Source organism: Jannaschia sp. M317 (genome assembly GCF_025141175.1).
Classification (GTDB): Bacteria; Pseudomonadota; Alphaproteobacteria; order Rhodobacterales; family Rhodobacteraceae; genus Jannaschia.
The window spans coordinates 448214-466753 of record NZ_CP081155.1; the positions used below are offsets into that span (position 1 = coordinate 448214).

Genomic DNA, 18540 nt, shown 5'->3' on the forward strand with positions numbered 1-18540 from the left:
CCTAGACGGTGCCGCCCAGCGATCCCTCCAACGTGGCCAATTCCTGACCACCGGCCATCATGTCCTGCAACTCCTCGGGCGTGATCTCTCCCTTCATGGCGGTGCCGAATGTCTTGCCCCGGTTCAGCACCGTGAACCGGTCGCCCACGGCCATGGCATGGCGCACGTTGTGGGTGATGAAGACGACCGAAACGCCCTGCTTGCGGACCTTGTCCACCGTGGCCAGCACGTTTGCCGTCTGCCGCACGCCCAGCGCCGAGGTCGGCTCGTCCAGGATCAGGACCTTGGCCCCGAAATAGACGGCGCGCGCAATGGCCACCGTCTGCCGCTCGCCGCCCGACAGGGTGCCGACGGCTTGGTCCGGGCCGCGCAGGTTGATGCCCATCTTGCGCATCTCGGCCATGGTGACCTCGTTGGCATGGTCATGGTCGAAGAACGGCAGGCCCACGATTTTCTTGATCGGCTCATTGCCCATGAAGAAATTCCGGCTGACCGACATGAGCGGGATCATTGCCAGATCCTGATAGACGGTCGCGATTCCCGCCGCGATGCTGTCTCGTGGGTCCGAAAAATGCATCGGCTGACCTTCGAAGAAGATCTCGCCCGAGGTGGGCTTGTGCACCCCCGACATGGTCTTGATGAAGGTCGACTTGCCCGCCCCGTTGTCGCCCAGCAGGCAGTGGCATTCGCCCGGATAGAAATCCACCGTCACCCCGGCCAGCGCGATGACCGAGCCGAAGTGTTTCTGGATATCGAGCATGCGGATGATCGGATCCATCAGCGTTCTCCCGTAATCAGGCGGCGGATGTAGGTGTTCAGGATCACCGCCAGCAGCAGGATGACGCCCAGGAACACCCGAAAGAGAGAGCTCTCGACATTGGCGAAGAACAGGCCCTGCTGCACCACCCCGAAGATCAGCGCCCCCAGCGCCGCCCCGATGACGGACCCGTAACCCCCGGTCAAAAGCGCGCCGCCGATGACCACGGCGATGATCGCCTCGAATTCCTTGAGCAGACCGCGGTCCGCCCCAGCCGATCCGAACTCCATCACCTGGCAGACGGCAAAGACCGTCGCGCAGAAGGCGGTGAACATGAACATGGCGATCTTGACCGTATTGACGGGCACACCCGCATAGCGCGCCGCCTGCGCATCGCCGCCCGCCGCGAAAATCCAGTTGCCGAACCGGGTTCGCGTCAACAGCAGATGGCCGAACACGATCAGCACGATGGCCCAGACGATCAGCATGGGGATGCCGTCGACGACGGGCTGCCCTTCGCGGTTGCCGCGCGTGAAGGTGTCGATCAACCCGATGTCCCCGAACCACTGGAACAGCCCGGTCAGAATCTTGCCGCCGAATACCGGGGCCAGCCAGTCGCCCTCGGCCGCCTCCCGGATGCCGCCGATGATGGTCTTCCGCTCGACCGTCTGGGGAATGAAGATGGTAAAGCCGCGCAGGATGAACAGCGTGGCCAGCGTCACGATGAAGCTGGGCAGCCCGGTGCGCACGACGATGTAGCCGTTCAGCGCGCCGAAGGCCGTGCAGATGGCGAAGGTGATCAGGATGGCAATCCACATGGGCCAGCCCAGCGTCACGCCGAAGATGGCGATCATCATGCCGGCGAACCCGATCATCGACCCGACCGACAGGTCGAATTCGCCCGCGATCATCAGCAGGCAGGCCCCGACCGCGATGATCATGAACTGCGCCGAGACGGTGGACCAGTTCATCACCCCCTGGGCGTTGAACATGCCGCTGTCGTAGGCGAGCAACGCAAAGAAGGTGAACACCGCGATGGTGCCGATGATGCCCCCCAGCTCGGGCCGGATCAGCGCGCGGCGCAGCGGCGAGATTTCCTTCAGGCGCTCATCGAGCACCGCCTGTGGCGTGTCAGCCATTCTGTCCTCCCGGAATGAAAACGGGCGGCCCGTTCAGGCCGCCCGTAACCTGTCATCGACTCAGCGGAACTCGCCCGCGAACTCTTCGACCTTGCCCAGCGCATCCTTGGTGACGAAACCGGGGCCAGAGTTGATGTTGTTGCCCGGCAGCACGCCATAGCGATCGTAGTTCGTCAGAACGACGACCGGCAGATAGGCCTGCAGGAACGGCTGCTGGTCGATGCCCCAGTTGATTGTGCCGTCCTTGATGCCGTTCACGATTTCCGTGCCCAGATCGAAGGTGCCAAAATAGATGTCGCCATCCAGACCCATGTCCTTGACCGCAAGGATCGTCGGATCGGCAGAGGTCGGGCCCAGCGTCAGGATCGCATCCGTTTCCGGGTTGGCGGTCAGATAGGCGGTGACGCGGTTCTTGATCTCGGCCGGGTCCTGACCCGAATCGATCATGCTGTCGCCCAGCTCCACGCCCAGACCGTCGGCAAAGCCACGGCAGCGTTCGGCCACCACGGTGTTTGAAATGACGTGGTTGACGCAGACGAAGCTGCCGACGCCGTCGCCCTTGGCCCGCAGACCGGCGGCGAGGCCCGCGTCATACTCGGGCTGGCCCACGAACATCAGGGCGCCCACGTCGCGGACCTGCTCCGGCGTGCCGGAGTTCATGATGATCACGTCGATCCCCTGATCGACGGCGGCCCGGATCGGGCCGGACAACACGTCGAAATCGGCCAGCGTGGTGATGATGCCATCGGGCTGCGAGGCGGCGGCCTGTTCGATGATGCGGGCCATGTCGGCCAGATCGCCGGTCGGCGGATTGCGATACTCGACCGAGACGTCCATCTGCTCGCCCGCCAGCGCGATGCCGTTCTTGATCGTGTTCCACCAGCTGTCGCTGTCGGGGGCATGGCTGACCAGGATGTATTTCAGGTCATCGCCGTGACCATCCGCAACCGCCACCATGGGCGTCGCGACGATCGCCGCGGTTACCATCAGAGACTTGATAATCGACTTCATTTCTTCCTCCCAGAATTGCCTGTCAGGGCATGAGTTGGCGGGGTGCCCCCGCAGCTCCCGCTCAGACAAACACGGATTCGAATTTTTTGCAACCGGTTGCAAATTGTCATCGCGTTCTTGCGGTGGACGACACCCGGCAAGCTATGGGAAACCTTGGGCGGAATGCGGGAGACGGGCATGTCGGCAACCTTGAAGGACGTGGCACAACGGGCGGGGGTCTCGACATCGGCGGTATCGCGAACCTTCACCGACGGGGCCTCCGTCTCGGCCAAGATGCGCCAGAAAGTCGAGAAAGCGGCGTCAGAGCTGGGATATCAGCCCAATTTCCTCGCCCGCAGCCTGACGACCCGCCGCACCAAGCTGATCGGGCTGGTGTCCAACAACTTCCACAACCCGATCTTCCTGGAGGTTTTCGACCTGTTCACGCGTGGCTTGCAGGATCGCGGGCTCCGCCCCCTGCTGGTCAATCTGAGCAATGAAACCGATCCCGAACAATCGGTCCAGATGCTGCATCAATACTCGGTCGACGGGGTGGTCGTCGCCTCTTCGACCCTGCCGCCCGCCTTTTCCAAGGCGTTCCGGGACCGGGGCATGGCCGTGGTCAACACCTTCGGTCGCTATTCCAGCAGCCCGCAGGTCCACGTCGTCGGCATCGACAACGCCGAAGCCGGGCGCATGGCCGCGACGGAACTGATGGCGCGGGGCTATCGGTCGGTTGCGTTTCTGGGCGGGCCCGAGGCGGCGACCTCGACCCAGGACCGCCTGAAGGGCTTCCGAGAGGTGCTGGCCAACCACCCGGACGTGACCGTCACCCATTCCTTCGCAGAGGCCTATTCCTTTCAGGCGGGCCGCACCGAAATGCTGCGCCTGGCCAAGGCCCCCCTGGCCGAGGCCTATTTCTGCGGCGACGACGTCCTGTCCATCGGCGCGCTCAGCGCGCTGCGGGATGTTGGAAAACGCGTGCCCGAAGACGTGGGCGTCATCGGCTTCAACGATATGGAGATGTCGGGCTGGGAGAACATCGCGCTCACCACCATCCGCCAGCCGATCAAGCAGATCGTGAATTCCTCGGTCGAACTCATGGCCGCCATGCTGGATGAGCCGGACCGTTACCCCGAGGCGCGGCTTTTCCCGTGCCACGTTGTGGACCGGTCGACCCTGCGCCCCAAGGTTTGACAAGGCGCATATCGGCGGGCCGCAGTTCGGCGGCGGCCCAAGCCGAAGCAATTTAGAGCGGCAAAGACGGCCTGCCGTCCCCGCCGGCCAAATCGCCGTGCCCACGGGCGACCCTGCGATGCGCGGCATCGGCCAATGGCCGATGCCAACTTGCGCCTAGCGGAACATCGGCGGGCGCGCGTCCAGCCAGATCCCGTCCTGCTGGCCGGAGGCCGCGACCGCCTCCACCGCCGCCATCGAGCGCAAACCATCCTCGGCCCGAGGGTAGAGATCCGCCGCCGCATCCATCGCGCGCCCCTCTTTCTGGGCCGCAATCGCCTCGGCCAGATCCTTGTAGATATTGGCGAAGGCCAACGGCATGCCTTCGGCGTGGCCCACGGTCACCCGACTGGTGCGGTCGGCCTCGGGCGACAGGTTGCCCTCGCCCCGCTCGATCACCTGCAACCGCCCGCCCAAGGGCATCCAATACAGCTGGTTCGGCTGCTCCTGCGACCAGCGCAGACCGCCCTTTTCGCCGAACACCTGGATGCCCAGCCCGTGCTGCCGCCCGATTGCCACCGACGATGTCCAAAGCCGCCCGACCGCGCCCCCATCCATGCGGAAGTTGACCATCGCGTCATCCTCCAGAACCCGCGACGGCAGACAGGACACGGTATCGGCGGAAAGCTTCGTCACCTCCTGCCCGGTCACGAAACTGGCCATGTGCATCGCGTGGATGCCGCAATCCGCGAACTGCGCCGACACGCCCGCCTGCGCGGGGTCATAGCGCCAGCGCACGCGCGGGTTGTCGGCGTCGGCGGCGTCGGCGTGGTGGCCATGGGCGAACTCTGCCTTGACCAACCGGATTGCGCCCAGATCGCCCCGCGCCACCATCGCCCGCATGTGACGGACCAGCGAATAGCCGGTGTAGCCATAGTTGACCGCACAGATGCGGCCCGTCGCCTGCGCGGTGCGGACGATGTCCTCGCCTTCCTCCACCGACATGGTCATCGGCTTTTCGCAAAGCACGTGGAAACCGGCCTCCAGAAAGGCCTTGGTGATCTCGTAATGCGTGGAATTGGGCGTGGCCACGGTGACCAGATCGACCCGGTCATCGCGCGCCTGTTCGCCCGCCAGCATGTCCTGCCAGCTGCCATAGGCCCGGTCGCCCAGACCCAACCGACGGCCATAGTCGATGCCTGCCTCGGCCCGGTGATCCATCGCCCCGGCGGCAAAGTCGAACAGCCCGTCCAACCCCGCGCCCAGACGGTGCGCCGGTCCGATCTGGCTGCCTTCGCCGCCGCCGATCATGCCCCATTTCAGCTTCATGCCCATCCCCTCAAAATCCGATGGATTGCAGGTATGCGCGGTTCGCCCGCGCGTCTTCCAAGGGCGTGCCCGGCTGGCTTGGATCCATGTCCTGCTCGACGGTGCACCACCCGCTGAACCCCGCGTCCAGCAGCCGCTGCCGCACGGCGGGGAAATCGACGTCCCCCTCGCCCAGATTGCAGAAGATGCCCTGCCCGCAGGCCTTGTAGAAATCGGTGCGGTTGGCGACGACACGGGCCTTCACCTTCGGGTCGATGTCCTTGAAGTGCATGTAGGAAATCCGGTCCATGTGCCGGTCCATGAACGCCACGGGATCGAACCCCGCATAGGAATGGTGCCCGGTGTCGAAACAGATCTTCAGGATGCGGTCGTCGATCTCGTCCAGCAGGCGTTCCAACTCCGGCTCGAAGTCGAGGAATCCGCCCGCGTGGGCGTGAATGCCCACGGTCAGGCCGTAGTCCTCGGCCCCCATACGCGCGATGGTGGCGATGCGGTCGCGAAAGGCGGCCCACTCAGTGGCGTCCATCTGCTCGGCCTCGGCGGCGCGGCCCGCCGTGGCGGCGCGGCGGGGCGAGATGCTGTCGATCAAGACCAGATGCTCCGCCCCATGCGCCTTGAGCGCGCGGCAGGTGCGGATGCTGGCATCCATCACATCGTCCCATTTTGTGGGATCGTGGAAGGCGCGGAACACCACACCGCCGATGATCTCCAACCCCCGCTGGGCCAGTTCGGGGGCCAGGATCGCGGGGTCTTCGGGCATGTAGCCGATGGGGCCCAGCTCGATCCCGTTGTACCCCGCCGCCGCGCATTGATCGAGCACCGAGGTCCAGTGCGGATAGGCGGGATCGCTGGGAAATTCGATGCCCCAGGAACAGGGGGCGTTGCCGATTCTGATGGTCATGGTCTGCGTCCGAAGGTTCAGGCCGCGCCCACGTCCACCCATGCCTTCGCACGGGAGGACGCCAGCGCGGCGACGACGATTTCCTGCACCGCCAGACCGTCCGCAAAGGTCGGCCAGACGGGCGTTCCGGTCTCAACGGCGCGCAGGAAATCGCGCGCCTCGATGATGATCTGATCCTGATAGCCGGTGCCGTGCCCCGGACCCTGGCAGAACGGCGCATAGTCGGGATGCGCCGGACCGGTCAGGATCTTGCGAAAGCCGCGCACAGGTTCCGGGTCGTCCGCCAGATAGAGCCAGATCGCGTTCTGATCTTCCTGGTCAAAACGGATCGCGCCCTTGGTCCCCGTCACCTCGTAGGCATAGCCCATCTTGCGCCCGTGGCTGACGCGGCTGAAATACATCTGCCCCATGGCCCCATTCGCAAAGCGGCACATCATCTGCGCGTGGTCGTCGTTGGTGACGGTCCCGCCGGGGCGGTCGGCGTGCACCGTCTCGACCTCGGCGATCAGGGACGCGACCGGGCCGATCAGGGCCAGCGCCGCGTTGATCATATGCGGGGCCAGGTCGCCCATGGTACCGTTCGCATCGCCCTCCGTGCGCCAATTGGCGGGGCTACGGGGGTCGGCCAGAAAATCCTCGGTATGCTCGCCCCGGAACCAGGTGACGTCGCCGATCGTGCCGTCGGCGATAAGCTGGCGCGCAAATTGGCTGGCGGGCGTGCGGATATAGTTGAAGCCGACCATGTTCACATGACCCCGGGCGGCGCGGGTCATGGCGCGGCTATCGTCCAGCGTGGCGCCCAGCGGCTTTTCGCAGAACACCGGCAGGCCCCGCGCAAAGGCCGCCTCGGCAATCGCGCGGTGGGTGGACTGCGGCGAGGCGATGACGATCGCCTCCACCTTCGGATCAGCCACCAGGGCGCGCCAGTCCGCCGTGCCCCGCGCAAAGCCAAAGGCCGCGCGGTAGCGTTCCGCCGACGCGTCCGAGCTGGCGGCGACCATTTCCAACCGCGGCCGCAGCGCGGTGTCAAAGACGGCGCCGACCGCGGACATGGCCACCGCATGAGCCTTGCCCATGTAGCCGCCGCCGACGATTCCGATCCCAATTTCCCGCATCTTGAGGTGCCAGTCCGTTATTTGATTTGCAACCGGTTGCAAAATTTGTATCGTCGGATTCGAAACCGCGCAAGCGGCAATCGCTTTGCGACGCATCCTGGGGAAGATCGAGGCACATGACGAACGCGACCATCCGGCTGACCACGGCGCAGGCGATCATTCGATTCCTGGCCAACCAGTTCATCGTCATCGACGGGGTGGAACACCGCCTGTGCGGGGGCGGCTTCGGCATTTTCGGCCATGGCAATGTCACCTGCCTGGGCGAGGCGCTCTATGACGCGCGCGATGCGCTGCCGCTTTACCGGGGTCAGAACGAACAGGGCATGGGCTTTGCCGCCGCCGCCTACGGCAAGCAGTGGCTGCGCCAGCGGTTCATGTTCTGCACCGCCTCGGCCGGACCCGGCACCGCGAACCTCTTGACCAGTGCGGCCCTGGCCCATGCCAATCGCCTGCCGATGCTGATGCTGTGTGGCGACGCCTATACCACGCGCCTGCCCGATCCCGTGTTGCAACAGTTGGAGCATTTCGGGAACCCGACCCTGGGCGTGAACGACGCCTTCCGGGCCGTCACCCGGTTCTGGGACCGGATCACCCATCCGGCGCAGATCCTGCAAAGCCTGCCCGCCGCGCTGGCCACGATGCTGGACCCCGCCGATTGCGGCCCCGCCTTCATTGGCCTGCCGCAGGATGTGCAGGGCTGGACCTACGACTACCCCGAAAGCTTTTTCACCAAACGCACCCACCGCATTCGCCGTCAGGCCCCCGATGCCGCCGAGCTCGCGGATGCCATCGCGCTGCTGCAATCCGCCGACCGTCCGATGATCATCGCGGGCGGTGGCGTGCAATATGCCGGCGCAGTGGCCGAGTTGACCGCCTTTGCCGAGGCACATCAGATCCCGGTCGTCGAAACCATCGCGGGTCGTGCGAACCTGACGCAGGACCATCCGCTCAACATCGGGCCGGTCGGCGTCACCGGCTCGGACAGCGCGAATTCCATCGCCGAACGGGCCGATGTGATCCTCGCCGTGGGCACAAGGTTGCAGGATTTCACCACCGGTTCATGGACCGCTTTTGCGCCCGACGCGCGCATCATCGGCCTGAATGTGGGTCGCCACGACGCGATGAAACACCTGTCCCTGCCGGTCGTGGGCGACGCCAAACTGGCGCTGCCCGCGCTGGATCTGGGGGATTATTCCGCCCCCGCCGACTGGGTCACCTTCGCGCAGAACGCCCGCCGCGACTGGGTTGCCTATACCGACGACATCACTCGCCCCGGCAACGGTCCCAATTCCTATGCGCAGGCGATTCGCGTGGTGAATGACCTGTGCCACCCCCGCGACCGTGTCGTCGCCGCCGCCGGGGGCCTGCCCGCCGAGGTGACGGCCCATTGGCAGACCAAGGACATCGGCACCGTCGACGTGGAATTCGGCTTTTCCTGCATGGGCTATGAAATCGCGGGCGGCTGGGGCGCGCGCATCGCCCAGGCGGAGCGGGAGCCGGAGCGGGACACCATCGTCCTGACCGGCGACGGATCCTACCTGTTGATGAACTCGGACATCTATTCGTCAGTCCTGACCCGCAAGAAGCTGATCGTGCTGGTCCTCGACAACGGCGGCTTTGCCGTCATCAACAAGCTGCAGAACAACACCGGCAACGAAAGTTTCAACAACCTCATTGCCGACGCCCCCACCATCCCGGACCCTTTCGCCGTCGATTTCGAAGCCCACGCCACCGCGATGGGCGCCACCGCGGAAACCGTCGCCAACCCTGCACAGCTGGGCGCCGCGTTCAAACGGGCGCAGGCCAGCGACAAGACCCATGTGATCGTGATGAAGGTCGACCCCTATGACGGCTGGACCACCCAGGGCCACACCTGGTGGGAGGTGGGCACGCCGCACATCACCGACAATCCCAAGGTCGCGGCCGCCCACACCGAGGTCGAAACGGCCCGCACCCGCCAGCGAAAGGGCATCTGATGGATCTGATGGACGGCATCCGCCGCAACGATTTCGTCATCGTGGGCCGCGTGGGCATGGACCTGTTTCCCGCTCCCGGCACAGCCACCGAGGACGCGACCAGCTTCACCGCCGACATGGGCGGGTCTGCCGCCAACACGGCGGCGGGCATCGTCAAGCTGGGCGGACGCGCCACGCTCGTCACCCGCGTCTCGGACGATTCGGTGGGTCGCTTCTGCGTCAACAAGCTGCGCCACTATGGCGTGGCGACCGCCCACGTGATCCCCGTGGGCGGCGAGGCGCGCAATTCGCTCGCCCTCTATGAAAGCCGGGTAGAAAATCACCAGTCGGTGATCTACCGCAACGGGGCCGCCGATTTCGAAATGACGGTCGCAGACGTCGAAGCCGTGGATTTCAGCCGCTTCGGCGCGATGGTCACCGCAGGCACCGTCTTTGCCGCCGAGCCGTCGCGCACCGCCGCGTTCCACGCCTTCGAACTGGCGCGGGCCGCGGGCCTGCCCGCGATTTTTGATGTCGACTACCGCCCCTATAGCTGGCCCAGCGCGGCGGTCGCCGAAAAGGTACTGTCCGCCGCCGCCGAGAACGCCGACATGATCGTCGGCAACGACGAGGAATTCGGCTTCATGGCGGGCAGCCTTGATCGCGGCCTCGGAAAGGCGCGTGCCCTGGCCGAAGGGGGCCGCACCGTCATCTACAAGATGGGTGAAAAGGGCGCGATCACCTTCGTCGACGGGGCAGAGATCCGCACCGGCATCTTTCCGGTCGAGGCGCTCAAACCCACCGGCGCCGGCGACAGTTTCATGGCAGGCCTTCTGTCCTCCATCGCCGGGGGCCACGACCTGAAGACGGCGATCCTGCGCGGCTCCGCCTGTGCGGCGATCGTCGTGGCCCGCCCTGGTTGCGCCCCCGCGATGCCCTACCCCGACGACCTGACCACATTCCTGGCCGATCACCCCGGCCCCACCGATACCTGAGGACCCGCCATGCACATCCCGCCCCATGACAACCAGAACAAGCCCATCGTGGACGCCGACGACGCGACGGTGCCGCTCAATTACTTCAACATCGTCAAGCTTAAGGCGGGCGAGGCCTTCGAATACCAGGTGCCCGGCTACGAGACCTGCATCGTCCCCGCCACCGGCACCGTCGATGTCGACGTCGAAGGCGTGTCCTTTGCCGCGCTGGGCAATCGCGGCACCGATGTCTGGGACGGGGAGCCGGAGGGCGTCTACGTCCCCGTCGGGGCCAAGACCCGCATCGTCGCCACCCGCGACACCGAAACCTTCATCGCAGGCGCGAAGTACGACAAGGTGCTGGACCCCTTCGATGTTCGCGTGGGCGGCATCGACAAGGTGCAATACGGCAGCGACGACACGAAAACCCACCGCAAGATCAAACACATCCTGGGCCAGAAGCAGCATGACCGCGTCGGCCGCCTGCTGGTGTCGGAACTGTTCACCGTGGGTCAGGGCGGCTGGTCCGGCTTTCCGGCGCACAAGCACGATACCGACCGCCGCGACGCAGATGGCACCATCATCGAAACCCGCCATGATGAGACCTACAATTTTCGCTTTCGGCCCAATCACGGGTCGGGCGTGCAGATCATTCAGCGCGAAGAGGGCAAGCCCGGCGACGCCTATCAGCTGATGGACCGCTCCACGATCTGTCTCGACAGCGGGTATCACCCCTGCGTCGTGATGCCCGGCTACGAGATGTATTACTTCACCATCCTGGGCGGCCTGACGCAGCGCAGCCTCGTGCAGTTCTTCCAGCCGACCCACGCCTATCAGGTCGAAACGATCCCCGGCATCAAGGACATGGTGGCCAAGTTCAAATGACCCTCGCAACCCTGGCAGAGGTGCTGACCGCCGCCCGCGCGGGCGGCTACGCGGTGGGCGGACTTGTGACGCTGGGCTGGGAGGACATGCGCGCCTATGTCGCCGCCGCCGAAGCCGAAAACCTGCCCGTGATCCTGCAAGCCGGGCCGTCTTGCCGCGCACATACGCCCCTGCCCGTTCTGGGTGCGATGTTCCGTCACCTGGCCGAAGGTGCCTCGGTCCCCGTCGTGGCCCATCTGGACCATGGCTACACCTTCGACGACTGCCGCGCGGCGCTGGACGCGGGCTTTACCTCGCTGATGTTCGACGGCTCCCGCAAGCCGTTGTCGCAGAACATCGACGAGACGGCAGCGGTGGCCGAACTGGCCCATGGCGCGGGCATCTCCTGCGAGGGCGAGATCGGCTTTGTCGGCTATGCCACGGGCGAAGCCTCCGCAGGAACCGACCCGGACGAAGCGGCCCGCTTCGCCAGGGAAACGGGGGTCGACGCCATGGCGATTTCCGTGGGCAACGTGCACCTGCAGCAGGACAAGGAAGGCGGCCTCGACACGGCCCGCATCCGCGCCATCGAGGCGGTGACCGACTTGCCCCTGGTGATCCACGGCGGCTCCGGCGTGCCCCTTGCGCAACGCCGCGACCTGGCGCGCGGAACCGCGATCTGCAAGTTCAACATCGGGACCGAGCTTCGCATGGCCTTTGGCACCGCGCTGCGCGACGCGCTGGCCGCCGACCCGGACGCCTTTGACCGCGTCGCAATCCTCAAACAGACCCACGACCCGCTGGTCGCCGCCACCCGCCGGGTGCTGCGCGGCTTTGGGCCCGCCACATAGGAACAGCCATGATCACCTTCGGCATTCTCGGCTGCGGCCGCATCGGGCGCGTCCACGCCGCCTCACTGGCCCAGACCGACGGCGCACGGATCGGGGCCGTCTCGGACGCCTTCGACAGCGCGGCGCAGGCCCTGTCGCAGGTCACCGGTGCGCCCGCGCGCACGACCGATGAAATCATCGCGGACCCGGCCATCGACGCCATCATCATCGGCACGCCCACCGACACCCACTTCGACATCATCCACGCCGCCGCCCGCGCCGGGAAAGCCATCTTTTGCGAAAAGCCGGTGGACATGTCCGCCGACCGGATCCGTGCCTGCATCGCCGTGGTCGAGGCGGCGGGCGTGCCCTTCATGACGGCCTTCAACCGCCGCTTCGAAACCAATTTCGCGCAGGTCCGCCAGCAGATCGCCGACGGTGCCATCGGCCCGGTCGAAATCGTGACGATCCAGTCGCGCGACCCCGCCCCGCCGCCCATCGGCTATATCCAAAGCTCGGGCGGGCTGTTCCGCGACATGATGATCCACGACCTCGACATGGCGCGGTTCCTGCTGGACGAGGAACCGGTGCAGGTCTTTGCCGTGGGCTCCGCGTTGGTCGACCCGGCCATCGGTGCCGCGGGCGACGTGGATACGGCCGCGGTGACGCTGACCACGGCGTCCGGGCGCATCTGTCAGATCACCAATTCCCGGCGCGCAACCTACGGCTACGACCAACGCGTCGAAGTGCACGGCGCGCGCGGCATGCTGCGGGCGGAAAACGTGCTGGAACACAGCGTGGAACTGGCCACCGAGGCCGGCTTCCGCCGCGCCCCCACGCTGAATTTCTTTCTGGAGCGCTACGCAGGTGCCTACCGCGCGGAACTGGCCCATTTCGTCGCCGCCCTGACCGCGGGAACCGTGCCCAGCCCCTCGATCCACGACGGGTTGCGCGCCCAGTTGCTGGCCGATGCGGCGGCGGAGTCGCTCGCCACCGGACAACCGGTTCAGCTCGCCTGACCGCCCTTCTACGCGCCCCGCAATCTCTGGCCGTGCGACACTGCCGCGCGGCCTAGAGAATGCCCTCGGCGCGAAACGACAGCTCGCGCGCCTTGCCGATGATCAGGTGATCATGCAGCACCAGGCCCAGCACCTGCGCCGCATCGCGAATGGCATAGGTCATGGTGATGTCCGCCTCCGACGGTGTCGGGTCGCCGGACGGATGGTTGTGCACCAGGATCAGCGCCGAGGCATTCAGCTCCAGCGCCCGTTTCACCACCTCGCGCGGGTAGACGGGGACGTGGTCCACCGTGCCCTCGGCCAGTTCCTCGTCCGCGATCAGAACATTCTTGCGATCCAGGTAAAGCGTGCGGAACCGTTCCACTCCCTGATGCGACATCGCCGTCTTGAGGTAGTCGAGCAAGGCATCCCAGGATGACAGAACGGGCCGATGGATGATTTTGGCCCGCGCCATGCGGTGCCCCACCGCCTCCAGGATCTTGAGCTGTTCTATGACCGACTGACCGACGCCCTTTACCTCGGCCAGACGGGCCGGCGGCGCGGCCATGACGCGGTTCAGGTCGCCAAAGGTACGCAGCAACCGCTTGGCCAACCCTTTGGTGTCGCCGCGCGGCAAGGCGCGAAACAGGATCAGCTCCAACAATTCATAATCCGGCATCGCAGCCGCACCGCCCTGCATGAACCGGTCGCGCAAACGCGCGCGATGCTGCAGGCGGTGATCCCTTTCGGGCGTCTGAGCCGCCACCGGGGCAGGGGCGGCGGGCGGCGGAACGGAGACCGCGCCCGAAAACAGATCCTGGGCAGGGGCCTCGGCAAAGGCGGGGGCATCAGGGCGAGTCGTCATGACGCCAATCTGGCAACACGACCGTAAACAATTGGTTAACGCCGTCCTAGCCGAAGGTCGGGTGGAACCGCCCGCCGGGCGACAGGGTGAATATTTCCGCCCCCGTCGCGGTCACACCGATGGAATGCTCGAACTGCGCCGACAGGGATTTGTCGCGGGTCACGGCGGTCCAGTCGTCGGCCAGAACCTTGGTCTCGGGCCGTCCCAGGTTCACCATCGGCTCGATGGTGAAGAACATGCCTTCCTCCAGCACGGCCGCCGTTCCGGGCCGGCCATAGTGCAGGACGTTGGGCGGTGCGTGGAACACCCGGCCCAGCCCGTGACCACAGAAATCGCGCACAACCGACATGCGGTGCGCCTCGGCATAGGCCTGGATCGCAAAGCCCACGTCGCCAAAGGTATTGCCCGGCTTCACCGCTTCGATCCCCTTCATCAGGGCGTCGTGGGTGACCTGGACCAGACGCTCGGCCTTGCGGGGCATCTTGCCTGCGCAATACATCCGGCTGCTGTCGCCAAACCATCCGTCGACGATGGTGGTCACGTCGATGTTCAGGATATCGCCATCCTTGAGCACCTTGTCCCCCGGAATACCGTGGCAGACGACGTGGTTCACGCTGATGCAGCTGGCGTGCTGATAGCCCTTGTAGCCGATCGTGGCCGAGGTCGCGCCCGCCTCCGTCACCCAATCGGTGATCAGCTTGTCGAGGGCCGCTGTCGTGACGCCGGGCACCACATGCTCCGCGATCCGGTCAAGGATTTCGGCGGTCAGGCGACCGGCCTTGTGCATGCCTGCGAAATCCGCCTCCTCATGGATGCGGATGCCGTCCCGTGTCAGTCGCCCCCGATGTTCGTCCACGTCGCTCATCCTTCGCTCACCCTGCGGTTCCGGCCCACATAATACCACGACAGAAAATTATCCACCCGCCAGCGGCAGGGGCCCTTTGGCCCAGATGCCATCGGTCGTGATCCGCGTCGCCAGACAGATCACCTCCACCCCTGCTGCGCGGGCGGCGTCAAAGGCCCCGGCATAGGTCGGGTCGATATCGGCGGCGATGCCGATCCGCGCGCAATCGGTGCGCTGCAACAGCAACAGAACCACGGCGCGGTGGCCCTGTTGCGCCATCGCGGCCAGCTCTTCCATGTGGCGGGCACCGCGGGCGGTCACGCTGTCGGGAAATTCGGCCAGATCACCGGTGCGGCGCAGGGTCACGGCCTTGACCTCCACATAGGTCAGCCCCGCACCCGTCAGCAGGAAATCCACCCGGCTGCCGGTGCCATAGGCGACCTCTGCGCGCACGTCGCCCGACAGGCCGGGGATCTGCCCCGCGCGCAGCGCCTCGCCCACGACACGGTTGGGCAGGCCGGTGTCGACGCAAACCAAGTGCCCCCCGGGCAATTCCGCCAGACGCCAGCCGAATTTCAGCTTCTTTTTCGGATCGTCATTCGGTTCCAGCCAGATGCGCGCGCCGGGGTCGGCCTGCCCGGTCATCGCGCCGGGGTTCGGGCAATGGGCCACCACCACGCGCCCGTCGTCCAACTCCACATCCGCGAGGAACCGCTTGTAGCGGCGGATCAGCGTGGCAGGGACGAGCGGAGTGGCGAAGCGCATGGCCCCGCCCTATACCCTCAACTGAAGGAGACGCCCATGCCCATTCCCGCCCCGACCGGACCGCTCACTCTCTCTGGCGCGGCGTGGCCGCGAACCCAGTCCGAAGGCTGACGCGTCATGACCAATCCAACCGCCGCCATGCTCGTTATCGGGGACGAGATCCTGTCGGGCCGCACCCGTGACGCCAACATGCACCACCTCGCCGGTCAACTGACCGAAGCAGGCATCACCCTGTCGGAAGTGCGCATCGTCTCGGACGACCACGACGCCATCGTCGCGGCCGTACGCGCCCTGTCAGATACCTGGGACAGCGTTTTCACCTCTGGCGGAATCGGGCCGACCCACGACGATATCACGGCGGATGCCATTGGCGCGGCGTTTGGCGCGACGGTCGATGTGCGCGACGATGCCCGCGCCCTGCTCGCCGCCCACTATGCGCGTTCCGGGCAGGAGCTGAACGCAGCACGCCTGCGCATGGCCCGCATTCCCGAAGGGGCCAGCCTGATCGACAATCCCGTGTCGGTCGCGCCGGGCTTTACCCTTGGCAACGTGCACGTCATGGCGGGCGTGCCTTCGGTCTTTCGCGCCATGGTGGCCTCGGTCCTGCCGACACTGACCGGCGGCGCGCCGCTGACGTCCACCTCGACCCGGATCGACCGGGGCGAAGGCGACATCGCGGGGCCGCTGGGCGATCTGGCGGCGGAATATCCGGATCTGTCCATGGGGTCCTATCCGTTCCAGAAAGATGGCAAATACGGTGCCAATATCGTCATCCGCGGTCAGGATGCGGCGCGGGTGACCGAGGCAACCGCCAAGTTGCAGACGCTCTTCGCATGAACGCGGGGCCCCTACCCGACGCACAGGGGATCATGGCGGCCATCCGGGCCAGCTGGCCGCCTTCGGCCTTGGCGACCCTGGGACCGTTCGAATTGCCCGCCGAAACGGTGGGCACGCGCCGCGCGACCTCGGCCAGACTGCGACCGGGGGCGCGCGTGACCGACGCCGACATCGCCGCGGTGGAAACATCGCGCCCCGGAACGATCTTCGGGACGATCGACGGGGTCGAGGATCAGGCCGCCGATCTGTTGGTCGCGCGCGGCTATGGCGCGGGCGGGGTTTCCGACCTGATGGCCGGACCTGTCGCGCCCCTGCTGGGGGACCTGCCACCGGTCAGCGGTTTTGCCCATTGGCCGCCGCTGGAAATCTGCAACAGCCTGTGGGACGACCACGGCAACCCGGCCCCGCGCCGCGCGCCGATGTTCCGTGCGCCGGGTCCCCGCGCCGCTGTTCTGATGCGCGCCGAGGGACGGGCGGCGGGCGCGCTCTATGTCGGTGTGGCCGAGGGGCTGGCCGTGCTGCACCTGGTGCTGACCCTGCCGCAGATGCGCGGCAAGGGCGTGGGCCTGCTGGCCCTGCGCCATGCTGCGACCTGGGCGCAGGCGCAGGGGGCCGACACCCTGGTCCTGCCGGTCGAGGCCGACAACACCGGCGCCATCGCGCTTTACGCCAAGGCGGGCCTCGCCCGACGCGGTGGATACCGCTATTGGTCGAAGGCATGACTGAACAACCCACCGCCCTCGACCTGCCGCAGCTGGACCCCCTGCCGCCCGAGACGCAGCGCTATTTCGACATTTGCGTCGAAAAGCTGGGCTTCGTGCCAAACGTGCTGCGTGCCTATGCCTTCGACATGGACAAGCTGAACGCCTTCACGGCGATGTATAACGACCTGATGCTCGCCCCCTCCGGCCTGTCCAAGCTGGAACGCGAGATGGTCGCCGTCGCCGTTTCCGCCGAAAACCGGTGTTTCTATTGCCTGGTGGCCCACGGGGCCGCCGTGCGGGCCCTGTCCGGCGATCCGGCCCTGGGCGAGATGATCGCGATGAACTACCGCGTGGCCCCCCTGACCGACCGACAGCGGGCGATGCTGGATTTTGCCGTCCTGATGACCAAGGCCTCGGCCACCATCACCGAAGCCGACCGCCAGGCCCTCCGAGACCAGGGCCTGAGCGAGCGGGACATCTTCGATCTGGCCTCCGTCGCGGGGTTCTTCAACATGTCGAACCGGGTGGCCTCGGCCATCGCCATGGCCCCGAACCCAGACTACCACGGCCAGGCCCGGTGATTCGCTGGGCGGCCCTGCTGCTGGCGCTGCCCGCGCAGGCCGCCGACCTGGCGATGCCCTTTCCCGCCGCCCTGACATTCGCCGAGACCGCGCCCCTTGCGCCCTACCGCGTCGCCATCGGCCCCTGGGATGGCACCCTGCCCGCCCAGACGGTCGAAGGTGCCGTGACACGGCAGGTGTGGCAATTGTCGGCCCCCGGCGCCACGCCGCTGCAACTGCTGTCCCCGCTGCGCGATCAACTTCTGGCCCAGGGCTACGACGTGGTCTTCGACTGCGACACGCGCGCCTGCGGCGGTTGGGATTTCCGGTTCGAGATCGACGTCGCCCCCGCGCCCGAGATGTTCGTCGACCTGGCCGCCTTTCGCTACCTGTCGGCGCGGCGGGGCGATGACTGGGTGTCGCTGGTGGTCAGCACCTCTGGCGACCAGGGTTATGTGCAGCAGACCGTCGTGGGGGCACCCGGTTCCGTCGTGCCAATCACCAAAAGCGCGTCCAACGCCCCGCCCCCCCCGGTGCTGACCGCCATGTCCGACGTGGCCATGGCGCTGACGCAGACCGGGCGCGCGGTGCTGTCGGACCTGATTTTCGCCACCGGCTCCACCGACCTGCCCAGCGACAGCTATCCGTCGCTGGAGGGTCTGGCAGACTTTCTGCGCGCCAACCCGCAGGTCACGGTCGCCCTGGTCGGCCATACCGACGCAGAAGGCGGGGCCGAGGGCAACATGGCGATTTCCAACCGCCGCGCCGCCAGCGCCCGTGCCCTGCTGACGGGCCGCTACGGCATTGATCCGGCCCGCATCGACACCCACGGCGTCGGGTTCTTTGCGCCCATGGCCCGCAACGACACCGAAGCCGGACGCGAAGCGAACCGGCGCGTCGAAGTCGTCATCACCTCCACCCCGTAACCCCGCCAAGG

Annotated in this window: 19 protein-coding genes; 10 read left to right on the top strand and 9 right to left on the bottom strand. The window is 66.4% G+C overall.

Annotated features, from left to right (window positions below; genetic code table 11):
* Position 1 precedes the first annotated feature (1 nt).
* The 3 genes from K3551_RS02390 to K3551_RS02400 are packed head-to-tail and all read right to left on the bottom strand — an operon-like array spanning position 2 to position 2853.
* Positions 2–778 (bottom strand): ATP-binding cassette domain-containing protein, encoded by a 777-nt coding sequence (locus tag K3551_RS02390; RefSeq protein WP_259917375.1) that lies wholly within the window; start codon positions 776–778, stop codon positions 2–4.
* Positions 778–1896, bottom strand: a complete 1119-nt coding sequence (locus K3551_RS02395) for an ABC transporter permease (RefSeq protein ID WP_259917376.1) — start codon at positions 1894–1896, stop codon at positions 778–780. Before K3551_RS02395 ends, K3551_RS02390 begins: the two co-directional genes overlap by 1 nt.
* A 60-nt stretch (positions 1897–1956) precedes the next feature.
* Complete coding sequence (locus K3551_RS02400; protein ID WP_409197417.1) at positions 1957–2853, bottom strand: sugar ABC transporter substrate-binding protein; 897 nt, start codon at positions 2851–2853, stop codon at positions 1957–1959.
* 231 nt (positions 2854–3084) lie between these two features.
* Here K3551_RS02400 and K3551_RS02405 point away from each other — a divergent pair, with 231 nt between their 5' ends.
* Positions 3085–4083: a LacI family DNA-binding transcriptional regulator gene (locus K3551_RS02405; RefSeq protein WP_259917379.1), complete on the top strand. Its 999-nt coding sequence runs from the start codon at positions 3085–3087 to the stop codon at positions 4081–4083.
* A 156-nt stretch (positions 4084–4239) separates the two neighbouring features.
* Here K3551_RS02405 and K3551_RS02410 read toward each other — a convergent pair whose 3' ends face one another.
* Genes K3551_RS02410 through K3551_RS02420 form a run of 3 tightly spaced genes read right to left on the bottom strand, consistent with a single transcriptional unit; the run spans position 4240 to position 7407 of the window.
* Positions 4240–5391, bottom strand: coding sequence for a Gfo/Idh/MocA family protein (locus K3551_RS02410; RefSeq protein ID WP_409197398.1), 1152 nt, complete (start codon positions 5389–5391; stop codon positions 4240–4242).
* Between the two features lie 10 nt (positions 5392–5401).
* A complete protein-coding gene (locus K3551_RS02415; RefSeq protein ID WP_259917383.1) occupies positions 5402–6292 on the bottom strand; it encodes a sugar phosphate isomerase/epimerase in 891 nt (296 codons plus the stop codon).
* Positions 6293–6309: 17 nt separating this feature from the next.
* Positions 6310–7407, bottom strand: coding sequence for a Gfo/Idh/MocA family protein (locus K3551_RS02420; RefSeq protein WP_259917384.1), 1098 nt, complete (start codon positions 7405–7407; stop codon positions 6310–6312).
* A 116-nt stretch (positions 7408–7523) separates the two neighbouring features.
* Between K3551_RS02420 and iolD the strand changes: the two genes are divergently transcribed.
* The 5 genes from iolD to iolG are packed head-to-tail and all read left to right on the top strand — an operon-like array spanning position 7524 to position 13049.
* Positions 7524–9383 carry a 3D-(3,5/4)-trihydroxycyclohexane-1,2-dione acylhydrolase (decyclizing) gene (iolD, locus tag K3551_RS02425; protein WP_259917386.1) on the top strand — a complete coding sequence of 620 codons (1860 nt, stop codon included), beginning with the start codon at positions 7524–7526 and terminating at the stop codon, positions 9381–9383.
* Positions 9383–10357: a 5-dehydro-2-deoxygluconokinase gene (gene iolC, locus K3551_RS02430; protein ID WP_259917387.1), complete on the top strand. Its 975-nt coding sequence runs from the start codon at positions 9383–9385 to the stop codon at positions 10355–10357. The genes iolD and iolC overlap by 1 nt, the downstream gene beginning before the upstream one ends.
* A 9-nt stretch (positions 10358–10366) precedes the next feature.
* Positions 10367–11221, top strand: a complete 855-nt coding sequence (locus K3551_RS02435; RefSeq protein WP_259917390.1) for a 5-deoxy-glucuronate isomerase — start codon at positions 10367–10369, stop codon at positions 11219–11221.
* Positions 11218–12051 (top strand): class II fructose-bisphosphate aldolase, encoded by an 834-nt coding sequence (locus K3551_RS02440; RefSeq protein WP_259917392.1) that lies wholly within the window; start codon positions 11218–11220, stop codon positions 12049–12051. The genes K3551_RS02435 and K3551_RS02440 overlap by 4 nt, the downstream gene beginning before the upstream one ends.
* Positions 12052–12059: 8 nt before the next feature.
* Positions 12060–13049 (top strand): inositol 2-dehydrogenase, encoded by a 990-nt coding sequence (gene iolG / locus K3551_RS02445; protein ID WP_259917393.1) that lies wholly within the window; start codon positions 12060–12062, stop codon positions 13047–13049.
* A gap of 52 nt (positions 13050–13101) precedes the next feature.
* On the opposite strand, the gene radC is transcribed toward iolG, so the two are convergent.
* The 3 genes from radC to sfsA are packed head-to-tail and all read right to left on the bottom strand — an operon-like array spanning position 13102 to position 15502.
* The gene (radC, locus tag K3551_RS02450) at positions 13102–13893 is read right to left on the bottom strand and encodes a RadC family protein (protein ID WP_259917394.1); all 792 of its coding nucleotides are present in this window, start codon (positions 13891–13893) and stop codon (positions 13102–13104) included.
* Positions 13894–13939: 46 nt separating this feature from the next.
* A complete protein-coding gene (gene map / locus K3551_RS02455) occupies positions 13940–14758 on the bottom strand; it encodes a type I methionyl aminopeptidase (RefSeq protein WP_409197399.1) in 819 nt (272 codons plus the stop codon).
* Positions 14759–14806: 48 nt separating this feature from the next.
* Positions 14807–15502 carry a DNA/RNA nuclease SfsA gene (gene sfsA / locus K3551_RS02460; RefSeq protein WP_259917395.1) on the bottom strand — a complete coding sequence of 232 codons (696 nt, stop codon included), beginning with the start codon at positions 15500–15502 and terminating at the stop codon, positions 14807–14809.
* A gap of 117 nt (positions 15503–15619) precedes the next feature.
* Between sfsA and K3551_RS02465 the strand changes: the two genes are divergently transcribed.
* The 4 genes from K3551_RS02465 to K3551_RS02480 are packed head-to-tail and all read left to right on the top strand — an operon-like array spanning position 15620 to position 18529.
* Positions 15620–16339 carry a molybdopterin-binding protein gene (locus tag K3551_RS02465; RefSeq protein ID WP_259917397.1) on the top strand — a complete coding sequence of 240 codons (720 nt, stop codon included), beginning with the start codon at positions 15620–15622 and terminating at the stop codon, positions 16337–16339.
* Positions 16336–17061 carry a GNAT family N-acetyltransferase gene (locus K3551_RS02470; RefSeq protein ID WP_259917398.1) on the top strand — a complete coding sequence of 242 codons (726 nt, stop codon included), beginning with the start codon at positions 16336–16338 and terminating at the stop codon, positions 17059–17061. The genes K3551_RS02465 and K3551_RS02470 overlap by 4 nt, the downstream gene beginning before the upstream one ends.
* The gene (locus tag K3551_RS02475) at positions 17058–17624 is read left to right on the top strand and encodes a peroxidase-related enzyme (protein ID WP_259917399.1); all 567 of its coding nucleotides are present in this window, start codon (positions 17058–17060) and stop codon (positions 17622–17624) included. Before K3551_RS02470 ends, K3551_RS02475 begins: the two co-directional genes overlap by 4 nt.
* On the top strand, positions 17621–18529 hold the full coding sequence (locus K3551_RS02480; RefSeq protein ID WP_259917400.1) for an OmpA family protein: 909 nt from the start codon (positions 17621–17623) through the stop codon (positions 18527–18529). Before K3551_RS02475 ends, K3551_RS02480 begins: the two co-directional genes overlap by 4 nt.
* The last annotated feature ends 11 nt before the right edge of the window (positions 18530–18540 follow it).

Coding starts and splice junctions, on each gene's coding strand:
- K3551_RS02405 (WP_259917379.1), top strand. CDS start 3,085: ATGTCGGCAACCTTGAAGGACGTGGCACAACGGGCGGGGGTCTCGACA.
- iolG (WP_259917393.1), top strand. CDS start 12,060: ATGATCACCTTCGGCATTCTCGGCTGCGGCCGCATCGGGCGCGTCCAC.
- iolC (WP_259917387.1), top strand. CDS start 9,383: ATGGATCTGATGGACGGCATCCGCCGCAACGATTTCGTCATCGTGGGC.
- radC (WP_259917394.1), bottom strand. CDS start 13,893: ATGACGACTCGCCCTGATGCCCCCGCCTTTGCCGAGGCCCCTGCCCAG.
- sfsA (WP_259917395.1), bottom strand. CDS start 15,502: ATGCGCTTCGCCACTCCGCTCGTCCCTGCCACGCTGATCCGCCGCTAC.
- K3551_RS02400 (WP_409197417.1), bottom strand. CDS start 2,853: ATGGTGGCGGTTGCGGATGGTCACGGCGATGACCTGAAATACATCCTG.
- K3551_RS02415 (WP_259917383.1), bottom strand. CDS start 6,292: ATGACCATCAGAATCGGCAACGCCCCCTGTTCCTGGGGCATCGAATTT.
- iolD (WP_259917386.1), top strand. CDS start 7,524: ATGACGAACGCGACCATCCGGCTGACCACGGCGCAGGCGATCATTCGA.
- K3551_RS02390 (WP_259917375.1), bottom strand. CDS start 778: ATGGATCCGATCATCCGCATGCTCGATATCCAGAAACACTTCGGCTCG.
- K3551_RS02440 (WP_259917392.1), top strand. CDS start 11,218: ATGACCCTCGCAACCCTGGCAGAGGTGCTGACCGCCGCCCGCGCGGGC.
- K3551_RS02470 (WP_259917398.1), top strand. CDS start 16,336: ATGAACGCGGGGCCCCTACCCGACGCACAGGGGATCATGGCGGCCATC.
- K3551_RS02420 (WP_259917384.1), bottom strand. CDS start 7,407: ATGCGGGAAATTGGGATCGGAATCGTCGGCGGCGGCTACATGGGCAAG.
- K3551_RS02395 (WP_259917376.1), bottom strand. CDS start 1,896: ATGGCTGACACGCCACAGGCGGTGCTCGATGAGCGCCTGAAGGAAATC.
- K3551_RS02465 (WP_259917397.1), top strand. CDS start 15,620: ATGACCAATCCAACCGCCGCCATGCTCGTTATCGGGGACGAGATCCTG.
- K3551_RS02410 (WP_409197398.1), bottom strand. CDS start 5,391: ATGAAGCTGAAATGGGGCATGATCGGCGGCGGCGAAGGCAGCCAGATC.
- K3551_RS02435 (WP_259917390.1), top strand. CDS start 10,367: ATGCACATCCCGCCCCATGACAACCAGAACAAGCCCATCGTGGACGCC.
- K3551_RS02475 (WP_259917399.1), top strand. CDS start 17,058: ATGACTGAACAACCCACCGCCCTCGACCTGCCGCAGCTGGACCCCCTG.
- map (WP_409197399.1), bottom strand. CDS start 14,758: ATGAGCGACGTGGACGAACATCGGGGGCGACTGACACGGGACGGCATC.